The organism is Halococcus salsus (assembly GCF_009900715.1).
Classification (GTDB): domain Archaea; phylum Halobacteriota; class Halobacteria; order Halobacteriales; family Halococcaceae; genus Halococcus; species Halococcus salsus.
The window spans coordinates 300837-319163 of record NZ_JAAAJC010000003.1; the positions used below are offsets into that span (position 1 = coordinate 300837).

The window sequence follows — 18327 nt, forward strand, 5'->3', positions numbered from 1 at the left end:
GGTCGGTGTGGGCTTCAAGCTTCGGGGCTCAGCGGTACGAATCCAGCCACCGGCTGAGCACGAACAGCACGCCGTAGCCGATCAACCCGAGAACGAACACCGTCGCGGGGATGACGAACGGCCCGAACGTCCGGAACAGCGTATCGACGACCGTCTCGAACGCCATCGCCAACCCCGTCATAGTCGGGTCTCGGCAGCCGCGGGCTTAACTCTTTGACTCCGACGCGACGAACCTCGAACCCCGATTCAGAGCTCGTCCTGGGCCTTGAGCTGCTCGATGACGTCGTCGACGAAGTTCTCGGGGCTCTCGTAGGGGAAGTTCCCACCGGAGAGCTTGGTGTTGAGCTCCATCGCGGTCATCGAGAAGTCGCCCGACTCGAACTTCGTCGACGGCCCGTTCGGGAGCGCCGGCACGAGGTCCATCGGGCTCGAGATCGGGTAGTCGGCACCTTCGAACGCGTCGATCATCTGGGATCTGAGTTCGTCTTCGTCTGCCATAGCACCCACGGGTTTGCCGAGTGTCAGTAAAAACGTTCGGGAACCCCGAGTCCGTTGGTCGGAATTGTCGGGCTACCGGAGCGCGTCGAGCACCGAACCGATCTCCCCAAGATTCTCGATCACGTGGTCGGGCTCGACCGAGGTCGTGGCGAGCGTGGTCCCGTCGGTGACGCCCGAGCGAACCAGGACGGTCGTCAGCCCGCCGCGCTCGCCGAGCGCGATGTCGGTGTCGAGCCGGTCGCCGACCACGAGGCACTCCTCGGGGTGAGAGAGAGCCGCGAGCGCCGCGTCGAGCGCCTCTTGGGAGGGTTTGCCGACCACGATGTCGGGCTCGCGTTCGGCGACGCCCGCCACCGCGTTGATGATGGCCCCCGACCCCGGCACCGACTTCCCATCAGCGGTGGGGATCGTGACGTCGGGGTCGGTACCGACGAACGCCGCGCCGGCTTCGAGCGCCCGGAGCCCCGCGGTCATGTCGTCGTAGGTGAACCCCCGGTCGTAGGAGGCCACCAGCACGTCACAGGTCTCGGGGGCCTCGACCAGCGCCAGCCCCGCCTCCTCGAACAGGGAGCGGAGCCCCGACGAACCGATGAGGAAGACCCGCTCGTCGGCGTGTTCGCGCGTGAGGTAGTCGGTCGTCACCGTGGCGGCCGACCGGATGCGTTCGGGATCGACATCGAAGCCCATCCCCGCGAGCCGGTCGGCGAACCCCGCGGCCGATCTGGTCGGGTTGTTCGAGAAGAAACAGGGGGTGTAGCCGGCGTCCCGGAGGGCGTCGATGCCGCGCCGCGCCCCCGGAACCGGCGTCTCGCCCCGGTAGACCGTGCCGTCGAGGTCGATTATCGCGCCACGGGTGGTCATGGGAACGCTTGGGGGGCGAAGCGGCTAAATCCTGGCGTTTCAGCCCGACAACGGACTCACGACGAGCGAACGAGCGGTTCGTACCACTCCCGGTTGTCCTGGTACCAGTCGATGAACCGCTCGACGCCGCTCCGGATGTCCTCGGTCGGTTCGTAGCCGATCAGTTCCCCGGCCTTCGAGACGTCGGCGTGGGTGTGTTCGGCGTCGCCGGCCTGTCGCTCGCCGTACTCGATCTCGAGCTCGGGCGCGATGGCATCCCGGACGGTCGTCGCGAGCGTCTCGATCGAGACGTTGTCGGTGCTCCCGATGTTCATGGTCTCGCCATCGGCGGCATCCGTTTCGAGCAGTTTCGCGTTCGCGCGGACGATGTCCGCGACGTAGGTGAAGTCCCGTGTCTGAGAGCCGTCCCCGTAGACGACGGGTGGTTCGTCGTTCGTACACCGCGAGACGAAGTTCGAGATGGCCATGTTGGGTCGCATTCGCGGGCCGTAGACCGTGAAGTAGCGGAGTGCGACGGTCGGGATGTCGTAGAGGTCGCCGTAGACCCGGACGTAGTTCTCGGCGGCGAGCTTCGAGACCCCGTAGGGACTCACCGGCGTCGTCGGCTGGTCCTCCTGGTAGGGCAAGGAGACAGGTTTACCGTACACCGACGACGAACTCGCGAACACCAGACGCTCGACCCCCGACTCGCGGGCCGCGTCGAGCACGTTGAGCGTCCCTTCGACGTTGATGTCGTCGACCTTCCGGGGGTTCTCGACGCTCGTACGGACCCCCGCCTGTGCGGCCTGGTGGAACACGTACTCGGCGTCCACGACGAGGTCGTGGACCGTCTCGGCGTCACGGACGTCGCCCTCGACGAACTCGTAGCTCCCGCCACCCTCCTCGGCCGCGGTGCGCGCGGCGTCGATGGTCCGTCGTTTGATGCCGACGTCGTAGAACGGTTCGAGGTTGTCGAGCGCGACCACGTCGTGGCCCTCGCGGGCGAACGTCTCGGCGAGGTGACCGCCGATGAACCCCGCGCCGCCCGTGACTAGGATCATTTTCGGATGGGAGAAAGCCAGGCGCATAAAACCTACCGAATGTCGCTCGGCCGGACCTCGGGGACCGTCATCGCCACACGCACCGGCCACGTATCGAACCGTTTTTGCCCCGCCTGCGTTTCGAACGACCGATGCGAATCCTCCGAGTCGCACAGAAAGTCTATCCGGACGTCGTCGGCGGCGGCCCCTACCACGTCCACGCGCTCAGCCGCGACCAGGCCGCGATGGGCCACGACGTGACGGTGCTCACGATCGGCGAGGACGGCCCGCGCCGCGAGGAGCGCGACGGCTACACCGTGGTCCGTCGGCCGGCGACCGCCGAACTCCTCGGCAACGACATCTCGGTCGGGGTCGCACGGTTCCTCCGGCAGGCCGACAACTACGACGTCGTCCACGCCCACTCACACCTCTACTTCTCGACGAACCTCGCGGCGCTGAAACGCCGACTCGACACGACCCCGCTCGCGATCACGAACCACGGCCTCTACTCCCAGTCCGCCCCCGAGTGGGTGTTCCGGCTGTACCTCCGGAGCCTCGGCCGGGCGACGTTCAACACCGCCGACGCGGCGTTCTGTTACACCGTCGAGGACGCCTCGCGCCTCCGGGAGGTCGGCGTCCGGACCGACATCAACGTGGTTTCGAACGGCATCGACGAGACGCGGTTCTCGCCGGACGGCCCGGCGCGCTCGGGGATCGGCGGCGACCCCGCGGTGGTGTTCGTCGGTCGCCTCGTCGAGGGGAAACGACCCGGCGACGCGCTGGCGGCCATCGAGCACGTCCGCGAGACGCACCCGAACGCGCGGCTCTGGTTCGTCGGGACCGGGCCGCTCCGGGCGGATCTCGAGGACCGTGTCGCCGAGCGTGGACTCGACGAGGCGGTGGGGTTCCTCGGCGAGGTCGACTACGAGGCGATGCCGGCGGTCTACCGCGCCGCCGATCTCTTCGTGCTCCCCAGCCGCGCCGAGGGACTCCCGCGGACGGTGCTCGAAGCGCTCTCGACGGGTACGCCGGTCGTGACGAGCGACCTCACCCAGATACGGTCCGTGGTCGACGGTGCCGGCGTCACCGTCCCCGTCGGGGACCAAGAGGGCTTCGCGAGCGCGATCGCCGACCTCGCGGGCGACGAGGAGCGGTACGCACGCTACAGCGAGCAGGGTCGCGAGCGGATCGCCGAGGAGTACTCGTGGTCGGCGACCGCGAGGAAGACGACGGAGCATCTGGCAGCGCTCTGCGACGCTGACCCGCGAACCGGCGAGCCGAACTCGCGTTGAACGTGCTCGTCGTAGAATTTTAGAGATAGCCGAGGTCTTCGAGGCGGTCCTGTGCCGCGTCGGTCATCGACACCGACCCCGAGGCGTCGCTGTGCTCGAACGAATCCAACCAGTCGTCGAGAACGGTTTCGAGTTCGTCCACCCGGTCGGGAGTCTCGGCGGCGAGGTCGGTCGATTCCTCCGGGTCGGCATCGACCGCGTAGCGTTCTCGGCTGCCGTCCGACCCGCGGATCAGTTTGTCGTCGGCGGTCCGAACCGCTCGGAGCGACCGGTCGAACGGGAACCCGTCGGGCAGGGGACCGACCTGCTCGCGGAGCGCGTCCATCGAGGGTTGTGGGGCCATGTACTCGGCGATGGCGTGGGTTCGAGGCTCGGTGGTCGTGGCTGGGTGGAACGACCGACCCTGGATGGACTCGCGCATCGCTGGTGCGTCGATGTCGGCCGCGTCGAGCAGCGTCGGCGCGAGGTCGGTGAGCTGGACGAGGTCGTCGACCGTCCCACCGCCGTCGAACGCGCCACCGGCCACGACGAGCGGGACGTGGAGGAGGCTGTCGTAGAGGCAGTACTGGTGGTCCATCAGGTCGTGATCGCCGACGTTCTCACCGTGGTCGCCCGTCACCACGAGGATCGTGTCCTCCCACTCGCCGGTGGCTTCGAGATGGCCACGGAGGTCGCCGATACGACGGTCGAGGTAAGCTATCTCGGCGTTGTAGAGCCCGTGGAGGACCTCGAACTCCGCCTCGGTGTGCGATTCGTGACCCGTGATGTAGGCCCACGCGTCCTGCGAGACCGTCATCGCCTCGTCGTAGGTCACGCCGTTCGGGAGGTACTGTTCGGCGAGGGCACGTGGCGGGCGATATTCGAGGTGGGGTTCGAGGTAGTTGACGAACGTGAAGAACGGTCTTTCCGTAGTGCGGTCGGCGAGCCAGCCCCGAAGCCACTCGTTGGTTCGCCTCGCGCCATCGTCGGTTCGTTTCCTGAAGAACTGGCCGTAGACCGCGTTCGCGGCGTTGATGGCCGGATTACCGTCGAGCAGCCGTGCGGCGAGCGCTCGAACCATCTCCTTCCCGCGTTTCGTTCGTGCCACCTCGCCGAGGTCGGTGTCGGTCTGGACGTACTGCCAGGTCTTGTAGAGCGTTTCGAACCCGCGCGCGAACCCGAACTCCTCCGAGATCCAGGTGTTGTTCGAGACGGCCACCGTCTCGTAACCGTTCGATTGAAAGGCCTCGGCGAGCGTCGGAAGGTCGTCGTCGAGGTGTTTGTGTCCCGCGTGTGCGCCGTGTTTCGAGGAGTAGGTCCCGGTGAACAGCCCGGCGTGGGAGGGCAGCGTCCACGGCGCGCTGGCGAACGCGTTGGTGTACTCGGTGCCCTCGCTCGCGAGGCGGTCGATGGCCGGAAGCCGTGTCTCACGGTGCGCGGACCGGACGACGTCCCGTGCGCGCGCGGTGTCCATCACGACGAGCACGACGTTGGGGCGGGAGACCATCGATCGGATAGAACAAAGCGGGACGCGCCGGCCTAAATAGATTTTCAGTCGCGCCGAACCTCACTCGGTTCCGGGGTGATGCCACACAGTTCCCGGTAGAGCTCGATGTACGAGGTGGTCGTAGTCCGGATGTCGAATTCGGTCGCCGCACGTTCGTAGCCGTTCTCCCCGAACGGTTCGTCCGTCCGCAGGGCTTCGACGACCGCCTCGGCGAGGCGCTTGGGGTCGTTCGGCGGTACCAGTAGACCGGTCCGGCCGTGGTCGACGACCTCCGGGATCCCCTGTACGTCGGTCGCCACGACTGGCAGTTTCGCTGCCATCGCCTCCAGGAGCACGATACCGAACGATTCCCGGACCGACGAGAGCACGAACGCGTCCGAGAGCCGGTAGTAGGGGTGGATCGGCGATCCACGACCGGTGACGTGGACGGTTCCGTCGAGGCCGTGTTTCCGAACCGCATCGCGGAGGTCGTCCTCCAGTTCGCCCCAGCCGACGATGAGCAACTGAGCGTCGGGGACGGTATCGACGACGTGAGGCATGGCTTCGATGAGCGTGTGCTGTGATTTCCCCGCGAAATACCGCCCGACGTTCAACAGAATCGGGCCATCACCGAGGTCCCACTTCCGTCGGAGAGGATCTGTCTCGGCCGCCCGGACGGTCGCGCCGAACGCCGCCGTGTCGAGGCCGTTGTAGATCGTACACCACTGTCGTGTCTGTCCCGGTTCGTACGCACGGGCCGCACCCGTGAACAGTCGCTCGACGGCTTTCGAGACGGCGACCGTACGCGAATCGAGCGGTCGTGTGAGCCGTTCGAGGAAGCGCGTGACCGGGTGGTAGTTGTTCGGAGCGCTGTGCTGGGTACTCACGACGGCGTCGAGACCGCCGAGTCGCCCGAGCACACGACCCACCGTCTGGGAGTACGGGAGGTGGGCGTGGAGCACGTCGAACTCCTCGCGTCGGAAGAACCGGGCCATCCGAGCGAGCGCGCGCGGGTCGAACTTGAACTCGGCACCGAAATCCACGACCCGCGCCCCGGCGGTTTCGAACGCCGGAACCAGCGTATCGTCGCCTTCGATGAAACAGACCGTGTACTCGACATCAGCCGCTGAATCGGTGTGCCGCACGATATCGAGCAGTAGCGTCGGCGCGCCGCCAGGAGCGAGCTGGTTGATCAGAAAACAGACGTTCATTGGAGTCTATGCAACCGGAGGACGAGTGCAGCGGCTGAAAAACCATTCGATGAGACCGGTGTTTTTGGATCCGGGAGCCGGTTCGGTTGGATAGACGAGCGACCAGCCAGAGGGATTTAGCCGTCCATAGAAACCAAGAAGTACCCCAAGTCAATGACCGCGGACCAACACCGACGAATCTATTGGACTCGTCGTAGTTTCTTCACACGATGGATCGCAGCGCCGCACTCGATGTGATACTTCTCCTCTGTCTTTTGGCCGCTGTTCTGTCGGCCGCGACGCCGGTTCCCCAACGAATCGGATACCTCCTCGCGACCGGCACGTACGCCGTGGTCCTCGCGATCTCGTTCGTTCGAGGGAGACTCGCCGTTCGGTTCGACCGGGTCGTGCTCGTCCCGGTCGTTGCTCTCTGGGCGGTCTTCCTCGTCGAATACTGGCTTCATCCGGATGGCACCACGCTTCGGACCGGCACGTACATCGTGTTCTCGGCGCTGAACCTGTTCGTCGTCCCCGCAACGTTCCCACGCGAGGCGTTCATCGACGCACTCGCGGTGGTTTCGGCGGTAGTCGCTGGGATCGCGTTGCCGCTCGTCTGGTTCGACGTGATGTACAACGGCGGTCTGCTTGGGGTGTGGCATAGCTCCAAGTATCTCGATTCGGTTCTCACGAACCCCAACAAACTCTCGGCGTTGTCGGCGTTCGGGTTCGTCGCGATGTTCGGCGTTGCCCGCTCAAGGCGTCGAAAGTGGGTGGCGGTCGTCGGCGGGGGTTGCTGCCTCGTCGGGCTCGCGGTCTCACAAGGTCGGGCTGCGGCCCTCGGTGTGGTCGGTGCGGTCGTACTCCTCGGCGTGTATCGATTGTTTGGAACGCGCGCGGTCGTTGGCGTGACCGTCATCGGCATCGCAGGCGCTGCCGTGCTGTTTCGACTCGCGCTGGGACCGATCGGCGGGATCGAGGCCACACGGAGTGTGGGTGAGGCGTTCAACACCCGTGGTGGACTGTGGAGCGCGGCAATCCGGGCGATACTCGACCGGCCGGCGCTCGGATACGGGTTGGTCGACGATGGCCCGATCCTCGCTGCCCATGGGGGACCGACACCCGCCGGGAACGTGTACAGCGTACACAACAGCTACCTCCGGATGTTCCTGATGACCGGGGTCATCGGGGGTGTCCTGTACCTTCTCGTCTGTCTCGCTGCTCTCGTGCGGTCCTTGGAGGCGATGGCTCGCAGTACGGCTCTCGACACCGCACACGTGTTTCTCCCGCTGCTCGGGGTCGTCCTCGTCATCGAACTGTTCGGCAACTCCCCGATATTCGGTCTGAGCTTCGTTTCGGTCTACGGCGCGCTCGTCTTCGGGTATAGCCAGCAGGGGAAACGCCTCCCCTTGCGTGCAGAACGGGTCACCACGTGGATAAGCGAACGAACACGCGACGAGGAGACCGGTTAGTGTATTTTCACGGGACCGGGGGAACGGTTCCCGTGAAGCTCGCTGCTTCGGAGGTGTCCCGTCCTGCGGACTCAAGGACGAACTCGTGGCGGTAGCGTGGCTGATCCACGAGAACGGCCCGTGGCGCGAGGTCACCGCGAGTGACGAATCGACGATCGACACCCCAAAGGCCGGGTCGGTTCACCCAACGAGTATGAGTCGACCGGATTCACGGGCCATCGTTCGGGCAGATCGACCATGAACACTGCGTTCGTCCACCCGAGCTACCCGCGTGGCGAGGGAACCGGGGCCGCCCACAGCGCCTCCCGGATCGTCACCGGGCTGGTCGAGCGTGGTCACGACGTCACCGTCTACTGTACCGAACGACCGCCGTCGGGGCTCGACGTCCCCGACGGAATGGAACTCGTTTCCCTCGACCTCTCCGGCTATCCGTACCATTCGGGCCACCAGCTGAACCGCGCGCTCCGCGACCGGATGGAGGAGTTCGACACCTACGACCTCACCCACAGCTACCTCATGGGAGCGATCCCGGCGATGGGGGATATCGCGACCGAGACGTCGAGCGCGACGGTGGTCACCCTCAACGCCTACGGCGGGGTCTGCCCGAAGAACGACCTCCGCTATCTCGACCGGGAGCCGTGTACCAGCAACGGTCTCGCGAAGTGTACGGTGTGCTCGCTCGCCACCAGCCCCGGCCACGACGAGTTCGGCACCGCCTACCGCGCGGTGAGCCGGCTGGGCGACCTGAAACTGGTCCGCGAGGGCGAGCGCAAGAGCCACGACATCGACGGCTACCACGCCCTCTCCCCCCACGTCGAGTCGACCTACGCCGACTTCGGCTTCCCCGAGGAGCGGATCACGACGATACCGAACGTCCTCGACGAACGGTTCTGCCGCCCGCACGGGAGCGACTTCGAGCCCCCCTACGACCTCCTCTACGTGGGATCACTCGACGAGCACAAGGGGGTCGACCAGCTCGTCCCGATCCTCGCCCGCCTGAATCGCCGGTCGGCGGACGCGTTCCGGTTGACGGTCGTCGGGGACGGTGGGCTCCGCTCCGAGCTCGAAGCCCAGACGCGATCCCACGGACTGGAATCGGCCGTCACGTTCGCCGGCCGAGTCCCGAACGACGACCTCCCCGAAACCTACGCCGCCCACGACGTCTTTTGCTATCCGGGGCGGTGGGACGAACCGTTCGGACGGGTCTTCCTCGAAGCCCTCGCGACCGGCACCCCGACCGTCGCCAGCGACGTCGGGAGCGTCGGCGACATCGTCGGCGACGGCGGCCGAATCACCGATGGAACGCCGGATGGGTTCGTCGACGCGATACTGGACCTCGTCCGCGCTGGCGAGCTTCGGACCGTCTCCGAGGCCGCGAGGGAGAAGGTCGAGGAGTACCGGGCCGAGACGGTCGTACCGCGGTTCGTGGCGCTCTACGAACGGTCGATCGACGGGTCGGGTCAGGACCCGACGTCGACGACCTCGTAGCCGATGCCGCCCTGACGGAGCTCGTCGGTGTGGGCCGAGAGCAGGTCCGCCGTCGCGAGCACCAGCACGTCGAGCCCCTTCGTGGCCGCCTCGCGAACCGCGGGCGCGGTGGCGAACCGGATGTCGACGTCGACCCCCGCCGCACGAGCGGTCGCGAGGGCCTCGGTACCGGCGGTCGCCACGAGGTCGTGGTCCTCGGCGAGGTCGGTCACGGTCGTCGGGTCGACCGCCGAACTGCCGCCGCGCTGGACGCCGGGGACCGAGACCGCGGTCACCGACCCGACCTCGTGTTCGACGAGCCCCTCGAACTCCGTGACACCGACGTCCTGGCCGGGCTCGGCGTCGGTGATGGCGACCGCGGTGGCGCTCCCGGCCTCGCCCGCCGTCGCCGACAGCACCCCGTCACGCATCGCGAGCGAGACCGTCTCGTCCGCGGCGATCTCGGTGGTTGCGACCGCGGTCTCGACCTCGACGCGACCGACGACGTCCTCGGTGACGTGCCGGATGAACCCCCGGAGGTCGTCGGTCTGGCTCAGGAGCCAGTCGACGCCCTCCTTCGTGACCTCGTACCGGCCGCGACCGTGCTTCGCGACGTAGCCCTCCTCGGCGAGCCCCCCGAGGTACTCGCTCACGGCCTGAGCGGTGACGCCGATGGCGTCGGCGATCTCGCGCTGGCTCACCGCGGGCTGGCGGTCGGCGACCTCGACCAGGATCTGATAGCGCGTGGCGTTTCGCTTGCTCTCGAGAACGCCCGCACGACTGGCCTCGTCCGCGTTCGTCGGCATACCTGCCCCTCGACACCCATCCAGCAAGTAGTTTGGCGTCCACCGACCGGCACCCACCGGCCACTGGAAGACACCACGCGCCGCCGAAGCGGCCGATTGCTACCACACATCTCAGCCATTTTATATAGTCAGAAGTCGTATATAGGGGTGGAGATTCACATGAGCTACAAAGACACTCCCTTCGAACGCATGGACCGGATGATGGACGAGATGAACCGCCGCTTCGCCACGATGAACTGGGGTGATTGGCAGGACGCGGACTGGCGAATGCCCGCGCTGGAGAGCGGTTCCGACGGCCGCTGGGACCACAGCGAGTGGGACACCACCCTGAACGTCGAGCGCGATGCGGAGGGGTTCACGGTGCTCGCCGACACCCCCGGCTTCGAACGCGACGAACTCGACGTCCGGTTCCACGACGGGACCCTCCACATCGACGGCGCGCACGAAGACGACCACGAGGGCTTCCACAGCCGCCGGTTCAGCCGCGAGGTCAGCCTCGACGGCGACGTCCTCGAAGACGAGATCACCGCCCACTACCGCAACGGGATGCTCGAAATCCGGGTGCCCACCGAGGACACGCCCGAGGTCATCGACGAGGGCCGTCGGATCGAGATCGAGGACTGAGCCTCGAATACTCTTTTTCTTATACTTTCAGGATCTGTTCTGAACACTGTTATTTTAGGACGGAACGAGCGTGTGAGCGGAGACGGCAAGTGCGTTTACGGATCCGTCGTGTCTCTGACGGCACCGCTTTGTCGGTGTTTCGTATATCGACAGTCGATTTACGGGACGATGGATCTACCGACGGTGCGTTTTCGGAGGTCGGGCGAAAGCTGGAGCCTCCGTCCTTAGGAGACCGGGTCGGTGAGTCCGGCCGCCTCGAACGCTTCCTCGCGCTCGATACACGCCGGACACTCCCCACAGGGCTCTCCGTCCACGTCGTTGTAGCAACTGAAGGTGAGTTCCCAGTCGACCCCGAGACGTTCACCGAGGTGGAGGACGTCCGCTTTCGAGCGGTCGATGATCGGCGTCCGGATCCGGATCGAGTGCTGGTCGGTCGAGCGGTCGACCGCGCTCTGGGCGGCCTCGATGAAGCTCGGTCGGCAGTCGGGATAGTCGGTCTCGTCGTTTCGCTGGGCCCCGTGGTAGAGCGTGATGGGCTCGCCGGCGTCGGTGTGGTGCTCGGCGAGCGCGGCGGCCGTGGTGAGGAAGTGGAGGTTTCGCTGGGGGACGTAGCCGACGCTGTGGCGCTCGTCGGTGGTGAGGTCCCGGTCGTACGCCTTGTCCTCGATGGTTCCCTCGGCGAACCCCGCAAACACGGTCCGATAGTCACAGTCGTGAAGCGGGATGTCGTGTCGATCGGCTTGGGCTTCGGCGTTGGCCCGCTCGATCGCCTCGGTCTGCTGGCCGTAGTCGATGTGGATCGCCTCGACCTGGTCGTGGTCGCGGAGCGCCCGCTGCAGGCAGACCGCCGAGTCGATACCGCCCGAGAGGAGCACGAACGCCGTCGAAGTCGTGTCGGTTTCGTCAGTCATGGTGGAAGATGGTATAGGGTATCGACGTCGGTTCGCAGGGATGGTTGCATCGGCTATCGCCCCGCCTCGTCGTTCCAGAGGTTGACGTGGAGGCGCGGGGTGTACCGGTAGCCGTGCTCCATCGCGAGGTCCGCGACGGTCCCACGGTTCCCGGTGATTTCGGCTTCGGTTCGTCCCTCGGGCATCAAGAGCACGTCCCCGTTCCGTATCCGAGCGCTCGTTCGTTCGCGAACCCGGTCGACGAGGTCGGTTATCTCGTCGAGATCCGAGGGATCGGTGACGACGAACTTGAGCTGTGTGGGGTAGTCCTCGACGAGTCGCGCCAGCGCGTCGAGGTCGATACGGCGCGCTTCGTGGCGCTCGCGCCACTCGCCGTCGCCCTTCGGGTCCCGTGCCGGCGTAGGGGTGCTGCTGGCGAGCTTCGGGCTGATGCTCGCGAGGTCGATCGCGGCGTCGCGGTGGACGGTCCCGTTGGTCTCGACGGTGACGTGGTAGCCCTGGTCCCCGAGCGTGTCGACGAGGGTGACGACATCCTCGTGGATCAGCGGCTCGCCGCCGGTTATCACGACGTGTTCCGCCCGGTCGTGGCTCGTCACCTCGTCGACGATCGCTTCGATCCCCATCCAGGCGTGGGTCGGTTCCCACGAGGTGTGGTACGAATCGCAGAACCAGCAGCGCAGGTTACAGCCGCTGGTTCGAACGAAGACCGAGGGAACGCCGGCGAGTTTTCCCTCGCCCTGGAGCGAGCAGAAGAGCTCGTTGACCGGCAGCCCCGCTGCGTCGGGGTCGACTTCGGTTCGCGCGTCCTCACCGGGTTCGGCCTCGGCGTTGACCGGCATGCTATCTTGGGGCTTCCGTCCGGAGTTCGCTCGTTTCGGCGACCGAGACGGCCACGTCGGTGACCGCCGACGGCAGCCGCTCGACCAATCGCCGTTCGAGCACGATGCTCATCACCTCGGCCGTCGGGGGCGCGTCGAGCACGACCAGCGCGTCGCCGTCGCCAGCGTCCTCGAAGGCCTCGACGAGGGGGTCGCCGTGTTCGAGCAGGAATCGGTGGTCCCACTCGTCGATGACGGCCGTCACCGTCCCCTTGTCGACGACCCAGCCTTCCTCCCGTAGCGTGCCGGTGACCTCAACGCTGACCTCGTAGTTGTGGCCGTGTGGACGGCTACACTTGCCGTCGTGCCGACGCAGTCGGTGGCCCGTACTGATACGGATCGGCCGTTCGTGGCCGATCGAGAGCGTCCGTTCGTCGCCGATGGCCGACGACGAGTCGCCGACGGTCGACGACGAATCGGTTCGATGTTCGTTCGAGGCGATTCGGGGCATAGCTGGCTATTACTCCACAGCAGTATAAGGATGGTCAAACGAGCGAGACGAGCCTACTCCTCGTTGTCGAGTCGGCCGTGGCGGTCGTCGATATCGTCGAGCAGATCGAGGGTCTTCCGCATCGAGGCCCGGATCGCTTCGCTCCGGTTCACGAACTTGCCGTGTTCACCGACGTGGCTGTCGAGGTCGTCGAGGAGCTCTTGGGGGACGTCGACGCTTATCTTCGGCATGCTCGATAATAGCCAGCGAATATACTAAAGTCGCTTCGCTGATCCGGGCGCGGCCTCCGTCACTGTCGGAGGGCCGGTTGTGCAGGGGGAGGCAGTATTTTCGGATAGCAGGCGGAACCGGTGCGATAGCATCGATCTGGGCATCATCCCTCCAGTTCGTCCGCGATTCAGCGGTGGCTCTCCGTTCGGTGGCTCTTCATCGCCCGTTCCTCCAGAAACGGGGTGTTGCACTCCGGACAGCGAAAGAGACGGTCGTCGAGGGCCTGTCGAGGAGTGGTACTGGTATCGTCACTCATGTGTGTACAACACACACACACACGAGAGGTAGTAGAGTTTTCTACTCGTCTATTTCTACTTCAAATCGTCTCCGAACAGTAGCCACATTGGATTTTCTACGTCTTTTTATCGAACAATGAGAGATCGTGCCCAGGAATGAGTTATTTCACGAGGACGGAGTGTGCCCGCTTGGCGTTCGAGTCGGGAGTGCCGGGTGCCGTTCCAGCCTCCTGTTTCGAGAGCCGGAACGAAAGCGGATCACGGAAACCGTGTCGGCCCCCGAGAGCCGCCGTCCGAACGACTAAGACGAACGGCCGATCACGATCGATACAGATATTCGCCATGGAAGACGACGCAGAACTGGTGTACTGCAACTCGTGCGGGAAGGCAACGTACGACCTCGTCGAGGTCGAACAACCTCTGGCTGAGGGAACGACGTTGGCTTGTCCCCGGTGTAAGTCCACGGACACCGCACCCAGTGCTCGACGGGCCGACCTCCCGGACTCGACCGGGAACTACCCGTCCGGACTGCTCGAATAATCCGCGTTCAGTCCGACGCCGAACGGCACTCGGGACAAGCGCCGTCCTCGAGATACTCTTCGAGAACCTTCTCGCCACATTCGTCGCACGCTTCGAGCGGGGTGTCCCTCGATTGCGTCGCCATACTTGCTCTTGCAGGCCCATTCATTATAACAGTTCGGGAAAGGTGGCTCGGTCGCCCACGAGAAGAGGGGAGTGTTCGTCCCTGCTGTCGAACCGTGACCCCGCCGCGGACGACGTACACGTCTGGACGGCATACACGGTCGCGAGGATATACAAACGGTCGGCGACTGGCCATCGAAAGCATGGGTCTGATACGGTCGTCGTCCGTACGACCGGTAGGCATGCGACCACCGATGTACCGGTGTGAATCGTGTGGTGAGGGGGTCTCCCTCACCGTCGTCACGGAACGGCCCGACAGCCGGTCGACGCTCGAATACAGCTGTTCGTGCAGAATGAAGCGGGTTCGAGCGGCCGACCTCGAACGACTCGGCGACCTCCCCGAGGGGGAGCTGCCTCACAACTGGGAGCGCGTGAACGTGTTCGAACCGAGCGCGAGCGCGTAGCCGACCGTGCGCGGCGAGCGACGCCCTCGACACGCTCGAAGAGGGCGCGGTCTCGCATCGTGCAGTCGAGTGGATACGGTGCGAACGCAGCGACGTTTAGCGAAAGGTCCGTGGGAGTAAACATAAGAGCTGGAACCGTCGACCTAATCATCTAGAGCGGTCATTGACAGGTCGGACGACGGAAAGACCGTCCATGACGAACGACGACGACAAGCAGAACGGCATCGGTCGACGAACGGTTCTCCGTCGCGTCGGGGCACTCGGCGTCGCCGGGGCGGTCGGTGTGGGCGGGCTCCAGTATTTCGGGACGGAGCCGGTGTTCGCGCTCGAAGAGCGGACCTTCACCGCCGACGACGTCTCCATCACGTCCGGGGACGGCTCCATCAACGACATCTGGTTCAAGCCGGTGCCGACCTACTCGTGGTCGGCGCTCGACTCCTCACCGGAGTCGATCACGTTCACCCTCTCGGCGGAGCGCAGCGGTCTCGACGGCCAGTACGAGGAGCTGGGAAGCGAAACCAAGCCCCTCTCCGAGGCCGGCCAGTCGGGCGAGGGCGAGTACACGTTCGACGAGAAACTCAGCCTGATCACGGAGTCGGCGTCGTGGAGCGAGGAGCGCTTCGAGGCCGAAGAGGACGGTGCGTCCGAGGACGTGGGCCCGATCGGTGTGCGGATCGAGGCCGAGATCGAGACGTCGACGGGTGAGACGCACACCGATACCAACGAGTCCGAATTCACCGTCGACGTCACGAACGAACAGGTCCAGTTCGGTGGTCACGAGGGCGACAGCGGCACGGGCGGCGTCGGCGGGGTCGCCGGCACCGGTGGGAGCTAAGCACCCCTGGAGGCCGCTCGCGTCGAACGGGCCGCCCACGTGAGGGGTCACCGGGCGGTCGTGTGACCGCCGGCCGGGGAACCCAACAGCTCCGTTGCCGCCGACGAACCACTTTTGTACCGTGCCACTGACGTGTATCTATCGAAGATGAGGGCGATCAGACCAGGCTCGACGAGCGAGGGATGAGACCGTGACCTGTCCCGTCTGTGGCTACCGGGGAGCCTACGACGACGAGATGGACCTCCGGTGTAGTCACGAAGGCTGTGAGAACTACGGCGAGGTGATCGTCACCGACGAGGTTCCCTCCGCGCAGGCCCCCGAAACGGAGACGAGTGGCTGACGATACGGGCGACTGTTCCTGCTCCAGCACCTCGTAGTCCTCGGTTGGTTCGGGCGTAGCCTACTCGAACTGCGCGCGATCGCACTTTTCATCCGCCAAACCAACCATGAGTGACGGGAGCGGCGACGCGAGTCCGGAGTCAAGCGTCCAAGCAGCTGAGCTATCGCTTGATGAGAACCGTGAAAACCCGAAAAGCCTAGGCCGGGATTTGAACCCGGGGTCTCGTCCTTACCAAGGACGCGCTTTACCGCTAAGCTACCCAGGCGCCATCCACGACTATCGGCGAATCGCGTTTATCCGTTTCGATTCACGGATCGGTGGCCGACCCGACGCCGGCCGGTTGGACCGGGGTGTCGACGTGGGCGGCGAGCGACTCGCGAGTCGTCGGGTCGAACGCGTCGTCCGCCGGCGGGAGTTCCCCGTCGAACGACCCCGCGAGGTCGGCGACGAACTCGCGACACGCCGCCGAGGGGTGGACATCGACCGCCGTCAGGCCCGCGACGAGCGCGAGGTCGAGAACGTCGGCTTCGAGCGGGCCGACGGGGTCGTCCGTCGGCGCGGCGGCGGTCCGGTCCCGACCGAAGGCCCGAACGGTCTCGACAGCGCGTTCGGCGGCCTCCGTTCGCGCGAGGAGGTAGAACCCGCGGGCGACGAGGACGTCCGCCACGAGGACGTCGAGGTTCGCGTCGGTGTCCTCGTCCTCCCACGGCGCGTCGTGGGCCAGCGCGCGGGTCAATCGGAGCCCCTCGTAGATGAGCTGGGTGCCCGCGGCGCGGGTGGCGACCGTCCCGAAGCCGACCGGCTCGTCGGCGGCGCGTGCCGACAGGACCACGAGAACGCCGGGGGCCATCGACCCGCTCTCGACGACCGTCTCGATGGCGTCGCGGAACGCGCCGGGGTCGACGTCACGGACGGCCTCCCGGGCGGCACGACGGACGTGGGAGGCGTCATCCATCACGCTGAAAGAGGCGCGCGGAGGGCAAAGGCCTTTGGAAACCGTACACAGTCGTCGGCATGATACGCACCGAAACCGACGGTCGCGTCGGCTCGCTGACGATCGACCGCCCGGAGAAACGGAACGCGCTCACCGCCGACGCGCTGACCGCCCTCGAAACCGGGATCGAACGGCTCGAAACCCCAGTTATCTGCCTTCGCGGTGCGGGACCCGCCTTCTGTGCGGGGGCGGACCTCGACGCGATCGCGGCCCTCGACGGCGAGGGCGCGGCCGAGTTCGCCCGGCGCGGACAGCACGTCGCGAACGCCATCGAGGAGACCCAGTCAGTGGTCGTCGCGGCCGTCGACGGTCCGGCGCGCGGCGGCGGGGTCGAACTCGCGCTCGCGTGTGACCTCCGGGTCGCCACGCCCGCCGCGACGTTCGCCGAACCCGGTGTGAAGCTCGGGCTGTTCGGCGCGTGGGGCGGCACGCACCGCCTCCCGGCTATCGTCGGAACGGGCAACGCGCTCGACCTCTCGCTCTCCGGACGGGTCGTCGAGGCCGACGAAGCGCTCCGAATGGGGCTGGTCTCGCGGGTCGTCGCGGATCCGGCGGCGGTCGTGACCGCACTCGCCGAGAACGACCCCGCCGCGCTTCGAGCGGTGAAGGAGCGCCTGCACGACGACGCGTCGGCAGCGGTTCAGGACGACCGGGAAGCCGAGGCGTTCGCGGGGCTCGTCGAACGGCGGGGGTCGGAGAAATGAGTCGACGGGTTACGGTGCGGGCGGCATCTCGCGTTTGTGCGCGCTCCGGGCGACGAGGGTCTCGACGTTCTCGATGAGTTCGGGGTCGATATCGAGTTCGCGCGCGGTCGCACTCTTCGAGAGCGGGCCGTCGACGTGGAGCGCGAGCACCGCGTCGAGGGTGTCGTAGCTCATCCCCATCTCCTCCTCGTCCGTCTGCCCGACCCACATCCCCGCCGTGGGAGTTTTGTTCACGAGGTCGTCGGGGACGCCGACGTGGCTCGCGAGCTGGCGGACCTGCTGTTTGTAGAGGTTGCCGATGGGGAGGCAGTCGACCGCACCGTCGCCGTACTTGGTGTAGTAGCCCGCGAGCGCCTCGCTCCGGTTGCCGGTGCCGAGCACGATCCGGTTCTCGTGGTTGGCGACGAAGTAACCGAGCACCGCACGGGTCCGAACCCGGACGTTGCCGACGGCGGTCCTGAGCGGGTCGGATTCGACCTCGTGGTCCTCGATGGGTTCGGGGAAGGCATCCAGAAAGGCGTCCACGATGGGTTCGATGGCGAGCACGTCGTACTCGATGCCGAGGTCCTCGGCGACGCACTCGGCGTCGCTCATGTTCCCCTCACTGTTCACCTCGCTCGGCATCACGAGCCCGTGGAGGCCGTCGGTGCCGAGGGCCTCGACGGTGAGGTAGGCCGTCAGGGTGCTGTCGATACCGCCCGAGAGCCCCAGCACGCCGCCGTCGGCCCCAGCGTCGTCGGCGGTGTCGGCGATGAACTCGGTGATCCGGTCCCGCGTGGCGTCGAGTTCGTCGTCCGAGAGCGAGAGGTCGAGCGGTGCGTCGGGCCGGACGGCGGATTCGGTGTCGGACATGACCGGTCGTAGGAATCCGCGTTACTAATAGCTACCACCTCACCCACAAGTCTGGTCGT

23 protein-coding genes and 1 tRNA gene are annotated in these 18327 nt (G+C 66.1%); 9 read left to right on the forward strand and 15 right to left on the reverse strand.

Features of this window, described 5'->3' with window-relative positions; genetic code table 11:
- Nucleotides 1-28 precede the first annotated feature (28 nt).
- From GT355_RS11035 to GT355_RS11050, 4 genes are all read right to left on the reverse strand, one after another.
- The gene (locus tag GT355_RS11035; protein WP_153300669.1) at nt 29-181 is read right to left on the reverse strand and encodes a hypothetical protein; all 153 of its coding nucleotides are present in this window, start codon (nt 179-181) and stop codon (nt 29-31) included.
- Between the two features lie 65 nt (nt 182-246).
- Nucleotides 247-498 (reverse strand): MTH865 family protein, encoded by a 252-nt coding sequence (locus GT355_RS11040; RefSeq protein ID WP_120073892.1) that lies wholly within the window; start codon nt 496-498, stop codon nt 247-249.
- A gap of 72 nt (nt 499-570) precedes the next feature.
- A complete protein-coding gene (locus GT355_RS11045) occupies nt 571-1359 on the reverse strand; it encodes an HAD-IIA family hydrolase (RefSeq protein WP_160134685.1) in 789 nt (262 codons plus the stop codon).
- Nucleotides 1360-1415: 56 nt separating this feature from the next.
- Entirely contained in the window at nt 1416-2399 is a 984-nt protein-coding gene (locus GT355_RS11050) for an NAD-dependent epimerase/dehydratase family protein (RefSeq protein ID WP_160134686.1), read from the reverse strand.
- Nucleotides 2400-2530: 131 nt separating this feature from the next.
- On the opposite strand from GT355_RS11050, the gene GT355_RS11055 reads away from it, so the two are divergent.
- A complete protein-coding gene (locus GT355_RS11055) occupies nt 2531-3670 on the forward strand; it encodes a glycosyltransferase family 4 protein (RefSeq protein WP_160134687.1) in 1140 nt (379 codons plus the stop codon).
- A gap of 19 nt (nt 3671-3689) precedes the next feature.
- On the opposite strand, the gene GT355_RS11060 is transcribed toward GT355_RS11055, so the two are convergent.
- Entirely contained in the window at nt 3690-5156 is a 1467-nt protein-coding gene (locus GT355_RS11060; protein WP_160134688.1) for a sulfatase, read from the reverse strand.
- Between the two features lie 44 nt (nt 5157-5200).
- Nucleotides 5201-6346: a glycosyltransferase gene (locus GT355_RS11065; RefSeq protein ID WP_160134689.1), complete on the reverse strand. Its 1146-nt coding sequence runs from the start codon at nt 6344-6346 to the stop codon at nt 5201-5203.
- A gap of 209 nt (nt 6347-6555) precedes the next feature.
- Between GT355_RS11065 and GT355_RS11070 the strand changes: the two genes are divergently transcribed.
- Both GT355_RS11070 and GT355_RS11075 read left to right on the forward strand, forming a co-directional pair.
- On the forward strand, nt 6556-7794 hold the full coding sequence (locus GT355_RS11070) for an O-antigen ligase family protein (RefSeq protein WP_160134690.1): 1239 nt from the start codon (nt 6556-6558) through the stop codon (nt 7792-7794).
- Between the two features lie 237 nt (nt 7795-8031).
- Nucleotides 8032-9282 (forward strand): glycosyltransferase family 4 protein, encoded by a 1251-nt coding sequence (locus GT355_RS11075; protein ID WP_160134691.1) that lies wholly within the window; start codon nt 8032-8034, stop codon nt 9280-9282.
- Here GT355_RS11075 and GT355_RS11080 read toward each other — a convergent pair.
- Nucleotides 9255-10067: a DUF7839 domain-containing protein gene (locus tag GT355_RS11080; RefSeq protein WP_160134692.1), complete on the reverse strand. Its 813-nt coding sequence runs from the start codon at nt 10065-10067 to the stop codon at nt 9255-9257. The two genes, GT355_RS11075 and GT355_RS11080, sit on opposite strands and share 28 nt — an antisense overlap.
- Before the next feature lie 159 nt (nt 10068-10226).
- Here GT355_RS11080 and GT355_RS11085 point away from each other — a divergent pair, with 159 nt between their 5' ends.
- The gene (locus tag GT355_RS11085; protein WP_240145780.1) at nt 10227-10691 is read left to right on the forward strand and encodes an Hsp20/alpha crystallin family protein; all 465 of its coding nucleotides are present in this window, start codon (nt 10227-10229) and stop codon (nt 10689-10691) included.
- A 224-nt stretch (nt 10692-10915) separates the two neighbouring features.
- On the opposite strand, the gene GT355_RS11090 is transcribed toward GT355_RS11085, so the two are convergent.
- The 5 genes from GT355_RS11090 to GT355_RS18465 all read right to left on the reverse strand — a co-directional run bounded on the left by GT355_RS11090 (nt 10916) and on the right by GT355_RS18465 (nt 13457).
- The gene (locus tag GT355_RS11090; protein ID WP_160134693.1) at nt 10916-11602 is read right to left on the reverse strand and encodes a 7-cyano-7-deazaguanine synthase; all 687 of its coding nucleotides are present in this window, start codon (nt 11600-11602) and stop codon (nt 10916-10918) included.
- Between the two features lie 53 nt (nt 11603-11655).
- Nucleotides 11656-12441, reverse strand: a complete 786-nt coding sequence (locus tag GT355_RS11095; RefSeq protein WP_160134694.1) for a 7-carboxy-7-deazaguanine synthase QueE — start codon at nt 12439-12441, stop codon at nt 11656-11658.
- A gap of 1 nt (nt 12442) precedes the next feature.
- Nucleotides 12443-12931: a 6-pyruvoyl trahydropterin synthase family protein gene (locus tag GT355_RS11100; protein WP_160134695.1), complete on the reverse strand. Its 489-nt coding sequence runs from the start codon at nt 12929-12931 to the stop codon at nt 12443-12445.
- A gap of 53 nt (nt 12932-12984) precedes the next feature.
- Nucleotides 12985-13161: a ribbon-helix-helix domain-containing protein gene (locus GT355_RS11105; RefSeq protein ID WP_120073274.1), complete on the reverse strand. Its 177-nt coding sequence runs from the start codon at nt 13159-13161 to the stop codon at nt 12985-12987.
- Between the two features lie 167 nt (nt 13162-13328).
- The gene (locus tag GT355_RS18465) at nt 13329-13457 is read right to left on the reverse strand and encodes a hypothetical protein (protein WP_275690150.1); all 129 of its coding nucleotides are present in this window, start codon (nt 13455-13457) and stop codon (nt 13329-13331) included.
- Between the two features lie 322 nt (nt 13458-13779).
- On the opposite strand from GT355_RS18465, the gene GT355_RS11110 reads away from it, so the two are divergent.
- The 4 genes from GT355_RS11110 (at nt 13780) to GT355_RS11125 (ending at nt 15718) form a co-directional block, all read left to right on the forward strand.
- The gene (locus GT355_RS11110) at nt 13780-13977 is read left to right on the forward strand and encodes a hypothetical protein (protein ID WP_160134696.1); all 198 of its coding nucleotides are present in this window, start codon (nt 13780-13782) and stop codon (nt 13975-13977) included.
- Nucleotides 13978-14333: 356 nt separating this feature from the next.
- Nucleotides 14334-14543, forward strand: a complete 210-nt coding sequence (locus GT355_RS11115; protein WP_240145781.1) for a hypothetical protein — start codon at nt 14334-14336, stop codon at nt 14541-14543.
- A 193-nt stretch (nt 14544-14736) separates the two neighbouring features.
- A complete protein-coding gene (locus GT355_RS11120) occupies nt 14737-15378 on the forward strand; it encodes a hypothetical protein (RefSeq protein ID WP_160134698.1) in 642 nt (213 codons plus the stop codon).
- Nucleotides 15379-15568: 190 nt separating this feature from the next.
- Nucleotides 15569-15718, forward strand: a complete 150-nt coding sequence (locus GT355_RS11125; RefSeq protein WP_158589392.1) for a hypothetical protein — start codon at nt 15569-15571, stop codon at nt 15716-15718.
- Nucleotides 15719-15911: 193 nt separating this feature from the next.
- On the opposite strand, the gene GT355_RS11130 is transcribed toward GT355_RS11125, so the two are convergent.
- A tRNA-Thr gene (locus tag GT355_RS11130) sits at nt 15912-15983 on the reverse strand.
- Between the two features lie 42 nt (nt 15984-16025).
- Nucleotides 16026-16673 (reverse strand): DUF7114 family protein, encoded by a 648-nt coding sequence (locus tag GT355_RS11135; protein ID WP_160134699.1) that lies wholly within the window; start codon nt 16671-16673, stop codon nt 16026-16028.
- A 59-nt stretch (nt 16674-16732) separates the two neighbouring features.
- On the opposite strand from GT355_RS11135, the gene GT355_RS11140 reads away from it, so the two are divergent.
- The gene (locus tag GT355_RS11140; protein ID WP_160134700.1) at nt 16733-17416 is read left to right on the forward strand and encodes an enoyl-CoA hydratase/isomerase family protein; all 684 of its coding nucleotides are present in this window, start codon (nt 16733-16735) and stop codon (nt 17414-17416) included.
- Nucleotides 17417-17425: 9 nt separating this feature from the next.
- Here the strand turns inward: GT355_RS11140 and GT355_RS11145 are convergent, their stop codons facing one another.
- Nucleotides 17426-18268, reverse strand: coding sequence for an NAD+ synthase (locus GT355_RS11145; RefSeq protein WP_160134701.1), 843 nt, complete (start codon nt 18266-18268; stop codon nt 17426-17428).
- Nucleotides 18269-18327: the final 59 nt, after the last annotated feature.